Raw genomic sequence first — 12,893 nt, forward strand, 5'->3', positions numbered from 1 at the left:
TTTTTCCAAATAAAACACCGGCGCTTAAGGCGCGATTCCTCGGCCCGAAGCTCGGCGGCCCTCTTGTGCGGAGCGGGATGACGGAACATATTTCGGCTTGAGGCGCCCGATGGCGCCAGAGGTCAGTTGCGTGAGCCTCGTTTCGAAATCACACGCTGAGAGAGCTTCCAAGGGAAACTCCCATGGCATTCGATAACAGTCCTTTCCGGGTCGGCTCCCAGCCGACCGGCTACGCCGGCAGCCAGGTCGAGGTCGATCAGGGCCTGCGCACCTTCATGCTCGGCGTCTACAACAACATGGTCGTCGGCCTCGGGATCTCCGGTCTCGTGGCTTTGGGCCTCAACATGGCCGCCGTCGCGCAGACGGCGACCGGCCGCGTGGCGCTGACCCCCTTCGGCCAGCTCCTTTATACCAGCCCGCTCAAGTGGGTCGTGATGCTCGCCCCGCTCGCCTTCATCTTCATCTTCTCGATGCGGATGGAGCGGATGTCGGCGTCCAGCGCCCGCATGACCTTCTTCGCCTTCGCGGCAGTGATGGGCGCCTCGATGTCCTCGCTTCTGCTCGTGTTCACGGGTGCGAGCGTGGTGCGGGTGTTCTTCATCACGGCGGCCACCTTCGGCGGCTTGAGCCTCTACGGCTACACCACGAAGCGCAGCTTGTCGGGCATGGGCTCGTTTCTGATCATGGGCCTGATCGGTATCGTGATCGCGTCGCTGGTGAACATCTTCCTGGCGTCTTCGGCCCTGCAGTTCGCCATCTCGGTGATCGGCGTGCTGATCTTCGCAGGCCTCACCGCCTACGACACCCAGAAGCTGAAGGAGATGTTCCTCTACAGCAACGCGGATGCCGAAGGCGCCGCCAAGCTGTCGGTGAACGGCGCGCTGACGCTGTACCTGGACTTCATCAACATGTTCCAGATGCTGCTCTCGCTCCTCGGCGACCGCCGCTAAGCGGGTCGCTCATCCAAAAATAGGAAGGCCCCGGCGGATATTCGCCGGGGCCTTTTTTGTTGGCGCCTGTCGTTTTGGATCACACCGCGCGCAGTGGTGGCTCCAGCACCGCGAGTACGCGGGCGAGGTCGGTGCCGCGCTTCAACACCAGCCCGGTGGCGGCCACCACCGCATAGGCCCCCTGGCGGCGGGCGAGCTTGGGGTCCTTCTCCACCCGGTAGAGCGGCATTTCGGAGCTGCGCCGGTAGATCGAGAACACCGCCTTGTCGCGGCGGAAATCGAGGGCGTAGTCGCGCCATTCGCCCTGCGAGACCATGCGGCCGTAGAGGTTGAAGATGGTCCGCAGCTCGGTGCGGTCGAAGGTGATCTGAGGAGTCACCGACGCGGAGGGGAAGGGAACCACCCGGCCCGTGGCCTCGGCGGTTCGCGGCTCGGCGCTGCTCCTCTCGATCATCGTCACTCCTCTGGTGTCATCGTGCCTGTCTCGAATGATGGTCCCGCCCCGGCCCTCCCGCAAGGGTCGCGTGCGCCGGCGCACCACCGAACGCGCCGCCATGGTTCGGTCATGAAGAAGCCCCGCGGCGGCCGCGATGAATCGCGATGCCTGTGGCCGAATCCTCGTTGGTACCGACACCGGGATGGCGCCCGAGATCATGCTCCCCAGCTTCGGGCGGCGCCCCGGCCCATCGGGCCGACACTCCAGAGGTTTCGAGACCCAAGGACTTCAGGCCGCCTCTTCGGAGTGCGGCCTTTTTTTCGCAACCAGCTCCACGACGCGTTATGAGACGGCTTGGCTCCGCCCTCGGAGCGGGTGGTCGTGCGGCAAAGGGAAGTCTCGTGGACAGGGAAGTCTCGGTCGGCTTCGACGCCGGCTTCCGTCGGACGCTCGCGGACCTGTTCGCGTGGCGACGCGACGTGCGTCGCTTCCGAACCGACCCTGTGCCTGAATCCCTGCTGCGTGAATGCCTGGCGCTCGCCGAACTCAGCCCATCGGTGGGCAACAGCCAGCCGTGGCGCTTCGTCCGTGTCGCCGATGCGGGCCGGCGCGCGGCCATCGTCGCCAGCTTCGAGCGCTGCAACGCCCAGGCTGCCGAGGGCTACGAGGCCGAGCGCCGGGACGCCTATATCCGCCTGAAGCTCGCCGGACTGCGCGAGGCGCCGATCCATCTCGCGGTCTTCAGCGACGAGGCGACGCCGGTAGGGCACGGGCTCGGCCGGGCGACCATGCCGGAGATGCTGCGCTATTCGGTCGTCACCGCCGTGCAGACCTTCTGGCTCGCCGCCCGCGCTCATGGCCTCGGGGTCGGCTGGGTTTCGATCCTCGAACCGGAGGCGGTCTGCGCCTGCCTCGACGTGCCGTGCGACTGGCATCTCGTGGCCTATCTCTGCGTTGGCTACCCGGTGGAGGAGCACATCGACCCCGAACTCGTCCGCCATGGCTGGCAGGCGCGCTTGGGAGAGGGCGCGCATCTGATCGAGCGCTGAGCGCACCGACACGGTTAGCAAAGCGTCACTGAAACGCGTCGAATCCCAAGTGGACAACCCGGCGATGCTTTACCGCGACGCCGAATTTGCACGCCATCTCAAGCCGTTGTCGCGAAACGGTACCGGAACGGCAACCCGCGCCTGCTGACTATCGTGCGGGTAAAGGCAATGCTTTCGGAGACGATGACAGATGTTCGGGGATCGGGTTGGGTATATCGGCGCAGCCGCACTTGTGGTCTGCGCGGGTCTGAGTGGCGCGCCGGCAGCGGCGCGCGAAGTGGTCGCCTTCCATGAGGGCGTGATGCCCGGCTCCGTGGTCATTCGCACCGCCGAGCGCCGGCTCTATCTCGTCAATGGCGACGGGACCGCCATTCGCTATCCGGTGGCGGTGGGCAAGCCCGGCAAGCAGTGGACTGGAGCTACCAAGATCGACGGCAAGTTCGTGGAGCCGGCCTGGTCGCCGCCGCGCGAGGTCAAGCGCGACAACCCACGGCTCCCCTCAGTGATCGCCGGCGGCTCGCCGCACAACCCGATGGGCTCGGCGGCGATGACGCTCTCGGGCGGCGAATATGCGATCCACGGCACCAACCGGCCCAACTCGATCGGGACCTACGCGTCGTATGGCTGCATCCGGATGTTCAATCAGGACGTGGTCGATCTCTACGATCGCGTTTCGGTCGGCACGCAGGTCTACGTGGTGCGCTGACCGGCACCGGTCGTCGGGACATGCCCGGCGACCGCCTGCTGCTTGATCCTGGTGTTACTTGGCCGGGGGAGACGTCGCCTCGATCGCCGTGAACGCCTCGAGGATTGTGTAGGTATGCTCGGCATCTGCCGGCACCAGCCAGGAATCGCCGGGGACCAGCGTCACCGTCTCGCCGCCGACCATGAGTTCGGCCTTGCCGGAGATCACGTATCCCACCGTCTCGTAGGGGCGCTTCACGCTCGGCTTGTCGGAAGTGGGCGGCTCCTCCCGCCACATCCGCATGGCGACCGCATGGCCGGCGGCCAGGGCGATCTCGCCGTGGGGGCCTTCGCTGGCCGTGTGGCTCGAAATCTTGGTGACGGGCATCGCGGGCGTCCTTTGTGTGTCTTCGTCCACCTCAACAGGACGCGGATGCGGACGTTCCGGCACAATCGGTGGATACCCGGCCCGATGCCTGCGGCTCAAAAGTCGACGGCGATGCCCTTGATCTCCCAATCGGCATAGCGCACCGGCTCGAGCCCGCCGCGCCCCTGACGCTCGCGGGTGGCGGCGATCCCCGCGGCGCGCGCATCGATCTCGGACCGGCGAAGGGCGGCTTCGGCCAACGCGCGCTCGGCCGCCGGGGCCAGCGTGCGGGGGGGTGCGGTCTGGTTTTCGCTCGCGTCCGGATTTTTCGGGTCGTCTTGCTTTTTCGGGTCGTCTTGCTTTTTCGCGTCGTCCTGCATCGTCATGGCTTGCATCTCGGAGTGACGGGTGGAAGGGCATCGCTCAGGATGCCTGCCGCAGCGCGGGCGTGTATTCAACGAAGGTGGCATTCATGGCTATTCGCCGCAACGCGGACGGGCCGGTAACGGCAATCGACCGCACCGTCGGGGGCTTGGCCGCCCGGCAGGTCGCCCATGGCGCGGTCGCCGACCTCCTCGGTAACACCCACGCCTTCGCGCTGGAGGATGCTCTGGTTCAGGCCGGACGCCATGCCGGGCTCGACGGACCCGATACGGCGCTGGCGCGCGCCATCGCGACGGCGACGTTCCGCCGCTTCGGGTTCCTGCGCACCATTCTGGCCGCACGCCTCTCGCAGGGGCTACCGGAAGACAATCCGCGCCTCGTCGCATTACTCGCCACGGGCGCGGCCCAGATCCTCGACCTCAACGTGCCGGACCACGCCGCGGTCGACCTCGGGGTCCGCATCGCCAAGGGCGACCCGCAGCTCCAGCACCTCGCCGGCCTCGTGAACGCGGTCCTGCGCCGGATCGTGCGCGAGCGCGCCGAAATCCTCGCAGCGATGACCGATCCGTTGAGTGACAACACCCCGGACTGGCTCGCCCATCGCTGGCGGACTATCTACGGCCCGGAGATGGCGCAGGCCATCGCCACCGCCCATCTCGGCGGAGCCGCCCTCGACCTCACCGTGAAGGGCTCTCCCACTGAGTGGGCCGAGCGGCTCGGCGGCGTCGCCCTGCCCACCGGCAGCGTACGTCTGCACGAAGTGCGCTCCAGCGTTTCCGAGCTTCCCGGCTATGCCGAGGGAGCGTGGTGGGTGCAGGATGCGGCGGCCGCGATCCCCGCCCGCCTGCTGGCGGTGCAGCCGGGCGAACGTGTCGCCGACCTATGCGCCGCACCGGGCGGAAAGACCGCGCAGCTCGCCGCGGCCGGCGCGAGCGTGGTGGCGGTGGACCGCTCGGAATCACGCCTCGAGCGCTTGCGCGAAAACCTCGCCCGCCTCGGCTTCGAGGCCGAGATCCGCGTCGCCGACGCCATGACGATGACGGAGGAGGGGAGCTTCGACGCCGTGCTCCTCGATGCGCCGTGCTCGGCCACCGGCACCATCCGCCGCCATCCCGACGTCGCCTGGACCAAGAGCTCCACCGATATCGCGCGCCTGTCCGGGCTGCAGCGCCGCCTCCTCGACAAGGCGGCGACGTTGGTCCGGCCCGGGGGACGCCTCGTCTATTGCACCTGCTCGCTGGAACGCGAGGAAGGCGAGGCGCAGATCAGCGCCTTCCTGGCACGCAACGCCGCCTTCGAGCGCGTACCGGTGGAGGCGGCGGACCTCGGCGGTCTGGCAGAGCCTATCGATGGGAACGGCGATCTGCGGGCGTTGCCCGCGCATCTCTCCGGCACCGCACCCGAGATGCGGGGCGGTCTCGACGGCTTTTTCGCGAGCCGGCTGCGCCACAAGGCCTGAGCCGCAAGCGCTCCGAGGCGTCGCAGCGGAAAACTGCGAAGCCGGTCCGGATCGCACACGCACGGTTCCCCGGCGCGACCGATGGATGAACCGGACCGACGCTTGGTTGTTAGTCCTGCAGAAGAAGCAGGAAACACACGATGCGGACGAAGTGGATGACGTTGGCTGAGATAGCGTTGGACCGGCACATCACGCTGGATGAAGCACGGCGCCTCATCGATACGACGCATTGCCCGGCTGTCTTCAAGACCCACGAGACTCTCTACCTGCTCTGATCCTTTCGCCCGCACGATGACGAAGCCCACCGGCACCGGCCGTGTGGGCTTTTTGTTTGCTCTTCTGGGCGGGATCGACTCGGCGGGCCGTTTGAGGTTAACCGCGAGTTAAGACGCATGGCCTAGGTTCATCGATCAAGACGTCCGATCGCGGGCGCCCGTCGCGCGCGTTCGGCCGGCATAAGGAGAGTGCGTGCGTTGGGGGGCTGATCGCTGGCGCTTCTATCGGCTGATCGGGCGCGAAATCGCCAGCTCGGTTCGTGGAACCTACGCGCGGCTGAGTGGCCGCCCGGACATCCTGGCACGCGCCCGCGTCACCGGTCTCGTCATCGCGCCGCATGACCTGCGCACCAGCGACGCGACCTTCGCGGACGATATCTATGCGGGCCTGTTCGTCTTCGCCGGTCGCTCGCTCTCGGTGAGCGGACGCTCGCCGTTCGACTATGCGCCGCCTTCGCCGGAATGGGCCGCTGCGCTCTATGGCTTCGGCTGGCTGCGTCACTTGCGGGCGGCCGACACGGCGCTCGCCCGCGCCAATGCCCGCGCCTTCGTGGCGGATTTCATGGCGGGGCGGGGCGATTCCAGCCTCGCCAAGCCGACTCCCGTGGCTGCGCGGCGGCTGATCGCCTTTCTGTGCCAATCGCCTCTGGTACTGGAAGGGGCCGACCACGCCTTCTACCAGACCTTCCTCAAGACCATCGGCCGGACGGCGCGCGACCTCGAAGGCGACCTGCGTCGGGGCATCTCGCCCCAGACCCGCCTGCTCGCAGCGGTGGCGCTCTGCTATGCCGGCCTGTGCTGCGAGGGCATCCAACCGATCCTGCGCAGGTCGACCCGCATCCTCGTGCGCGAACTCGATCGGCAGATCATGCGCGACGGCGGCCATCGCAGCCGCGATCCGCGCTTCGCCATGGAGTTGCTGCTCGACCTGCTGCCCCTGCGCCAGAGCTTCCTCAGCCGCAGCGTCGATCCGCCGGAAGCGCTGCTGCACGCCATCGACCGGATGCTGCCGCTGTTGCGCCTCCTGCGGCATGCCGATGCGTCGCTCAGCCATTTCAACGGCATGGGCGCCACGGCGGCCGACCACCTTGCCACCCTGCTCGTCTATGACGGCGCCCTGGCGCAACCGATGATGCACGCCCCGAATTCCGGCTACGAGCGCCTGGAAGCCGGCCGCATCCTGGTGGTCGCAGATGTGGGGGCGCCGCCGCCGCTCCCCGATTCGATCAATGCGGGGGCCGGCTGCCTCTCGTTCGAGATGTCGAGCGGGCCGCAACGCATCGTCATCAATTGCGGCCTGCCCGCGAGCGGCCCCGAATTGCGCCGGCTCGCCCGCAGCACCGCAGCCCACTCCACCGCGACAGTGGCCGATTCCTCGTCGTGCCGATTCCTGGCCGGCGGCGGCGCCTGGTACGAGCGCTGGGCTGTGGGCTGGCTCGCCGACCGGATCGGCCCGGTCATTTTGCGCGGACCGCAGGCGGTGAAGGCCGAGCGCTCGTCGGAAGGCGGATCAACCATCCTCGCCGCCCGTCACGACGGCTACGCCCGCGATTTCGGCATCGTCCACGAGCGCCGCTGGCGCCTCGGTTCCGGCGGCTCCCTCGTCGAGGGTGAGGACGCATTCGTTCGCACGGAGGGCAAGACCCGCCACCGCCCGCACGAAGTCGCCATCCGCTTCCATCTCCACCCGGCCATCGTCGCGCGTGGCCTCGACGATGGCCGCCTCGAACTGGTGTTGCCCGTGGGCGAGGTCTGGCACTTCGGTGCGGAGGGCGCCGACCTGGCGCTCGAGGAGAGCGTGTATTTCGCCGGGCTGACCGGCGCCCGCCGCACCGACCAGATCGTTCTGTACGTCACGGTGGCCGACGGGGCGCGGGTGCGCTGGGGCTTCGTGCGGGCACCGGCCCGCGAGTCCATCGCCTGACGCCGCGGCAAAACCGAGAACCGTCGGCGTCGGACCGGATGCAATCTCGGCTCTGGCGACCTAACGGCTGTCATTCCCGACGCTATTGTCCCGCGCCAACCGCGCCGCACCCTGGCCGAAAAGGCGGATTTCGTGTTACGCGCCCGGCCATTCCATTGTTTGCGGACCGGGCGGATCTTCCATGTCGCATGATCAGGTGCGGGTGACCCGTGCGCTTCTCTCGGTCTCGGACAAGACCGGGCTCGTCGACTTTGCCGCGGCGTTATCACGCCTCGGCATCGCTCTCGTCTCCACCGGGGGCACCCACAAGGCCCTGCGCGACGCCGGCCTGCCGGTCACCGAGGTGGCGGACCTCACCGGCTTCCCCGAGATGATGGATGGGCGGGTGAAAACCCTCCATCCGGCGGTCCATGGCGGATTGCTCGCCGTGCGCGACAACCCCGAGCATCAGGCGGCGCTCGCCGCCCACGGGATCGGCGTCATCGATCTCCTCGTGGTCAACCTGTACCCGTTCGAGGCCACCATCGCGAAGGAGGCGTCCTACGACGACTGTGTCGAGAACATCGATGTAGGTGGTCCGGCGATGATCCGCGGGGCCGCCAAGAACCACGCGGACGTGGCGGTGGTGGTGGATGTCGCCGACTATTCGGCGATCCTCGGCGAGTTGGAGGCGAATGCCGGTACGCTCGGTGAAGCGACCCGCCGCGCGCTGGCCGGCAAGGCCTTCGCCCGCACCGCATCCTACGATGCCGCCATCGCCAATTGGCTCGCCGGGCAGACCGCCGCCGAGGCGGCTCCGGCGTTCCGGGCCTTCGGCGGCAGCCTCGCCCAATCCCTGCGCTATGGCGAGAACCCCCATCAGCGGGCGGCGTTCTACCGGGCACCGGGCCTCGTCCGGCCGGGTGTCGCCAGCGCGCGCCAGCTCCAGGGCAAGGAATTGTCCTACAACAACCTCAACGACACCGACGCCGCCTACGAATGCGTGGCGGAGTTCGACCCGGCCCGCATCGCGGCGGTGGCGATCATCAAGCATGCCAACCCGTGCGGCGTCGCCGAGGGTGCGAGCCTGGTCGAGGCCTACGAGCGGGCCCTCGCCTGCGACCCGACCTCGGCCTTCGGCGGCGTCGTCGCGCTCAATCGTACCCTTGATGCCGAGGCCGCCGCCAAGATCGTCGAGATCTTCACCGAGGTCATCATCGCGCCGGATGCGACCGACGAGGCCATCGCCATCGTCGCCGGCAAGAAGAACCTCCGGCTGCTGCTCGCCGGGCGCCTGCCCGATCCGCGTGGGGCGGGCGAGACGGTCAAGACGCTCTCGGGCGGCTTCCTGGTTCAGGGGCGCGACAACGCGGTGGTCGACGACATGCCGCTCACGGTGGTGACACGGCGCACGCCCACCGCGCAGGAATATGCCGACCTGCGCTTTGCCTACCGCATCGCCAAGCACGTGAAGTCGAACGCCATCGTCTACGCCCGCGACGGCGCTACGGTGGGCATCGGCGCCGGGCAGATGTCGCGGGTGGATTCCTCGCGCATCGCCGCCTGGAAGGCCGCCGAGGGCGCTAAACGCATTGGTGCCGCGGAGAGCCTCGCCAAGGGGTCGGTGGTGGCCTCCGATGCGTTCTTCCCCTTCGCGGACGGGCTGATCGCGGCGGCCGAGGCCGGCGCCACGGCGGTGATCCAGCCGGGCGGATCGATGCGTGACGACGCGGTCATCCGCGCCGCCGACGAGGCTGGTCTCGCGATGGTGTTTACAGGCCATCGCCACTTCCGGCACTGATGATGCGCGGGTCGCGCGGTGAATGGCTGCACGCTCCGCCTTGCCGAGGTTTTCTATCATGAACGACATTCAGATTTCGTCCGACCGCGCCGCGCGCCGCGCGGCCGGCAAGCGCCTACGCCAAGCGGTGCCGCGGGAATCCCACGCCGATTGGCAGCCTGCACCGGGCCGGGATCCGCTTGCCATTCTCGCACAGGGCGATGATGGCCGGCTGGTTGCGCTGATCCCGCTTCGGTATGAGCGGATGCGTGCCAACCCCTTTGCCTTCCTGCGTGGGGCCGCCGCCGTGATGGTGGCCGACCTCGTGGGAGTCCCCGCTCCGGGCATCCCGGTTCAGGCCTGCGGCGACTGCCACATCGGCAATTTCGGCGTGTATCGCAGCCCTGAGGGGCTGACCCTGTTCGACATCAACGACTTCGACGAGACGCTCTGGAACGTCGATTTCACCGTCGACGTGAAGCGCCTCGCGGCCAGCGTCGCCATCGCCGCCTTCGCGCAGGGTGAGGACAAGGCGCGCAGCGCAGCCCGGGCGAGCGTCTGCGCCTATCGCGAGCACATGCGCGAGTTGTCGGACCTCGCACCGCTGGCGATCTGGCATAGCCGGATCGACCTCGACCATGAAGTCGGGGTCCTGGGCGATCGGGATCTGTGTCGACGCCTCCTGTCGGAGGCATCGACCGAGACCGCCGACGGCCTCAGCCACGGCGACGCACCGAGCCTCGATCAGGCCAAGCTCCAGTCTGATCCGCCGCAATGGGCGATTGCGGAGAAAGCACCGACGATCTTCCACGAAGGCCCGAACGGATTGACCGAGGCGGTGGAGGAGGCCAGGGCGGCGCTCCTCACCTATCCGCAGAGCCTCACCGCCGACCGCAATCTACTGGCCTTGCGGTACGCGCTGCGCGATGTCGCCTTCAAGGTCGTGGGGATCGGCTCGGTGGGCACGGTCTGCGCCGTCGGCGTCTATGCGGACGCAGACGGGGCGCCCCTCTTCCTGCAGATCAAGGAAGCCCGGCCATCGGTGCTGGCGCCGCTCGCGCTGAGTCCGTTCTTCCTCGGCTCCGAAGGCCAGCGTGTCATCGACGGGCAGCGCATCATGCAGGCGGCGAGCGACCCGTTCCTCGGAACGGCGCAGTCCCAGACGAGTGGCCGCTCCTATTACGTGCGCCAACTCAAGAACAAGAAGCTCTCGGCCGTGACCGGTATCCTCTCGGAGAGTGGTCCGAAGGCCTATGCCCGTCTGTGTGGCACCACCCTCGCGCGCGCGCATGCCCGCTCGGGCGACGCGGCGATGATCACCGGGTACCTCGGCAAGGGATCGGCCTTCGACAAGGCCGTCGCCGAATTCGCCATACGCTACGCCAAGCAGACCGTGGCGGACCATGCGCTGCTGTCCGAGCACGCGCCGAGCACCGCGCAAGCCTGAGCGCGCCGCCTGCGACCGATCCGGTTCGGGGCGAAGCGGCGGTCCGAAACATCAGTCAAAAACGAGAAACGCGCGGGAGGCATCCTCCCGCGCGTTTCTCGTTATGAGCAAGATGGGCCGCCGCGCGAACGGCGGCCCGACTGGTGTGATCAATGGGCGTGGGCGCCCGAGGCACCGATGCCGGTCTCCGAGCGGATGAACTGCTCGTCGAACAAGGCACGCTCGCGCTGGGCCCGACGGGTGTTGTCGAGCTTCGACACCACGTAGATCGTGAGGAAGGCCAGCGGCATCGAGAACAGAGCCGGGTTGTCGTAGGGGAAGATCGCCACCGGGTTGCCGAAGGTGGTGACCCACACAGCCTTCGACAGAACCACCATGCCGACCGCCGCGAACAGACCGACGAAGCCGCCGATGAGCGCACCCCAGGTGGTGGTGCCGCGCCACAGGATCGACATCGCCAGGACGGGGAAGTTGCAGCTTGCCGCCACCGAGAAGGCGAGGCCGACCATGAAGGCGACGTTCTGGTTCTCGAAGACGTAGCCGAGGTAGATCGCCACGATGCCGATCACCACCGCGGCGATTTTCGAAAGCCGAACCTCGGAGGCCTCATTGGTGCGCCCGCGCGCGATGACGCTGGCATAGAGGTCGTGGCTCACGGCAGACGCACCCGCGAGGGTCAGACCCGCCACCACCGCCAAGATGGTCGCGAACGCCACGGCCGAGATGAAGCCGAGGAAGTACGGACCGCCGACGGCGTTGGCGAGGTTCACCGCCACCATGTTGGTGCCACCGATCATGTCCTTCAGCTTGTCGAAGGCGCCGGCCGGGCCGAGCTTGAAGTAGACCGGATCGGACATCAACAGGGCGATACCGCCGAAGCCGATGATGAAGGTGAGGATGTAGAAGTAGCCGATCAGACCGGTGGCGTAGAACACCGACTTGCGGGCGGCCTGGGCGTCGGAGACGGTGAAGAACCGCATCAGGATGTGCGGCAGGCCGGCGGTGCCGAACATCAGGCCGATGCCGAGGGAGATCGCCTCCACCGGGTTGGAAACGAGACCGCCGGGCGCCATGATCGCGTCGCCCTTCGGGTGGGTGGCCACCGCCGCCGAGAACAGTGCCTCAGGGTTGAAGCCGTACTTGTACAGCACCGCGATGGCCATGAAGGTCGCGCCGCCAAGGAGCAGGCAGGCCTTGATCACCTGGACCCAGGTGGTTGCCTTCATGCCGCCGAAGGCGACGTAGACGATCATCAGCACGCCGACGATGATGACGGCATAGAGATAGGGCAGGCCGAACAGCAGCTGGATCAGCTTACCGGCGCCGACCATCTGGGCGATGAGGTAGAATGCCACCACCACCAGGGTACCCACCGCCGAGATGATGCGGATCGAGGTCTGGTCGAGGCGGAACGATGCCACGTCCGCGAAGGTGAACTTGCCGAGGTTGCGCAGGCGCTCGGCGATGAGGAACAGCACGATCGGCCATCCGACGAGGAAGCCGGTGGAGTAGATCAGACCATCGAAGCCCGAGGTGTAGACGAGGCCCGAAATGCCGAGGAACGAGGCTGCCGACATGTAGTCGCCGGCGATCGCCAGGGAGTTGGTGCCGGCCGAAATGCCGCCACCGGCGGCGTAGAAGTCGGCCGCCGACTTGGTGCCCTTGGCCGCCTTGTAGGTGATGCCGAGGGTGAACAGCACGAAGAACGCGAACATGCCGATCGCCGGCCAATTCGTCGCCGACTGGGTGACGGCGCCGAGATCGGGTCCGGCGGCATAGGCAGCGCCGGCCGCAACGACGGCGAGCGCGGTTCCGAGAACGAGGGGATGGCTGAGGCGGGTCATTGGCCGAGGTCCCGCTTGAGCTTGGCGGTCAAATCGTCGAAGCGGCCGTTGGCGCGCTGGACATAGATGCCGGTGAGAATGAAGGCGAGCACGATCACCGCGACGCCGAGCACGAGACCGAGCGAAGCTGTCCCGCTGCCGATCTTGGTGGCGAGCAACGCCTTGTCGAACGCGATGAGCCCGATGAAGCCGAAATAGATCACCAGCATGATCCCGGTCAGGATCGTGCCGAAACGGGTGCGTTCGTGCACCAATTCCTTGAAGTGTATGTTCTGCGCAATACGCGCAGTCTCGATGTTGGCCATGGCACAATCC

The 12,893-nt window shown here is 67.5% G+C and carries 13 protein-coding genes; 8 read left to right on the forward strand and 5 right to left on the reverse strand.

Going from position 1 to position 12,893, the window contains the following annotated elements; all coding sequences use genetic code 11:
* Window positions 1-182 precede the first annotated feature (182 nt).
* Window positions 183-950, forward strand: a complete 768-nt coding sequence (locus tag G3T14_RS02280) for a Bax inhibitor-1/YccA family protein (protein ID WP_163639593.1) — start codon at window positions 183-185, stop codon at window positions 948-950.
* Window positions 951-1,029: 79 nt separating this feature from the next.
* On the opposite strand, the gene G3T14_RS02285 is transcribed toward G3T14_RS02280, so the two are convergent.
* Window positions 1,030-1,404 carry a DUF2794 domain-containing protein gene (locus tag G3T14_RS02285; RefSeq protein WP_163639595.1) on the reverse strand — a complete coding sequence of 125 codons (375 nt, stop codon included), beginning with the start codon at window positions 1,402-1,404 and terminating at the stop codon, window positions 1,030-1,032.
* A gap of 383 nt (window positions 1,405-1,787) precedes the next feature.
* Between G3T14_RS02285 and bluB the strand changes: the two genes are divergently transcribed.
* Together bluB and G3T14_RS02295 are read left to right on the forward strand one after the other, a co-directional pair.
* Entirely contained in the window at window positions 1,788-2,435 is a 648-nt protein-coding gene (bluB, locus tag G3T14_RS02290) for a 5,6-dimethylbenzimidazole synthase (protein WP_348645195.1), read from the forward strand.
* A 190-nt stretch (window positions 2,436-2,625) separates the two neighbouring features.
* Window positions 2,626-3,141 (forward strand): L,D-transpeptidase, encoded by a 516-nt coding sequence (locus tag G3T14_RS02295; RefSeq protein WP_163639599.1) that lies wholly within the window; start codon window positions 2,626-2,628, stop codon window positions 3,139-3,141.
* A gap of 54 nt (window positions 3,142-3,195) precedes the next feature.
* Here G3T14_RS02295 and G3T14_RS02300 read toward each other — a convergent pair whose 3' ends face one another.
* Together G3T14_RS02300 and G3T14_RS02305 are read right to left on the reverse strand one after the other, a co-directional pair.
* Window positions 3,196-3,507: a cupin domain-containing protein gene (locus G3T14_RS02300; protein WP_163639601.1), complete on the reverse strand. Its 312-nt coding sequence runs from the start codon at window positions 3,505-3,507 to the stop codon at window positions 3,196-3,198.
* A 95-nt stretch (window positions 3,508-3,602) separates the two neighbouring features.
* Window positions 3,603-3,866 carry a DUF1674 domain-containing protein gene (locus G3T14_RS02305; protein ID WP_163639759.1) on the reverse strand — a complete coding sequence of 88 codons (264 nt, stop codon included), beginning with the start codon at window positions 3,864-3,866 and terminating at the stop codon, window positions 3,603-3,605.
* A 92-nt stretch (window positions 3,867-3,958) separates the two neighbouring features.
* Here G3T14_RS02305 and G3T14_RS02310 point away from each other — a divergent pair, with 92 nt between their 5' ends.
* The 5 genes from G3T14_RS02310 (at window position 3,959) to G3T14_RS02325 (ending at window position 10,734) form a co-directional block, all read left to right on the forward strand.
* A complete protein-coding gene (locus G3T14_RS02310) occupies window positions 3,959-5,329 on the forward strand; it encodes an RsmB/NOP family class I SAM-dependent RNA methyltransferase (RefSeq protein ID WP_163639603.1) in 1,371 nt (456 codons plus the stop codon).
* A 140-nt stretch (window positions 5,330-5,469) separates the two neighbouring features.
* A complete protein-coding gene (locus G3T14_RS25360) occupies window positions 5,470-5,604 on the forward strand; it encodes a hypothetical protein (protein WP_281409784.1) in 135 nt (44 codons plus the stop codon).
* Between the two features lie 193 nt (window positions 5,605-5,797).
* Window positions 5,798-7,528 carry a heparinase II/III family protein gene (locus G3T14_RS02315; protein ID WP_163639605.1) on the forward strand — a complete coding sequence of 577 codons (1,731 nt, stop codon included), beginning with the start codon at window positions 5,798-5,800 and terminating at the stop codon, window positions 7,526-7,528.
* A 181-nt stretch (window positions 7,529-7,709) separates the two neighbouring features.
* Entirely contained in the window at window positions 7,710-9,308 is a 1,599-nt protein-coding gene (gene purH / locus G3T14_RS02320; RefSeq protein ID WP_163639607.1) for a bifunctional phosphoribosylaminoimidazolecarboxamide formyltransferase/IMP cyclohydrolase, read from the forward strand.
* Between the two features lie 58 nt (window positions 9,309-9,366).
* Window positions 9,367-10,734, forward strand: coding sequence for a DUF2252 domain-containing protein (locus G3T14_RS02325; RefSeq protein WP_163639609.1), 1,368 nt, complete (start codon window positions 9,367-9,369; stop codon window positions 10,732-10,734).
* A gap of 149 nt (window positions 10,735-10,883) precedes the next feature.
* Here the strand turns inward: G3T14_RS02325 and G3T14_RS02330 are convergent, their stop codons facing one another.
* Window positions 10,884-12,578, reverse strand: a complete 1,695-nt coding sequence (locus tag G3T14_RS02330; RefSeq protein ID WP_163639611.1) for a cation acetate symporter — start codon at window positions 12,576-12,578, stop codon at window positions 10,884-10,886.
* Window positions 12,575-12,883 carry a DUF485 domain-containing protein gene (locus tag G3T14_RS02335; protein WP_163639614.1) on the reverse strand — a complete coding sequence of 103 codons (309 nt, stop codon included), beginning with the start codon at window positions 12,881-12,883 and terminating at the stop codon, window positions 12,575-12,577. Before G3T14_RS02335 ends, G3T14_RS02330 begins: the two co-directional genes overlap by 4 nt.
* Window positions 12,884-12,893: the final 10 nt, after the last annotated feature.

Source organism: Methylobacterium sp. BTF04, assembly GCF_010692745.1.
Lineage (GTDB): Bacteria > Pseudomonadota > Alphaproteobacteria > Rhizobiales > Beijerinckiaceae > Methylobacterium.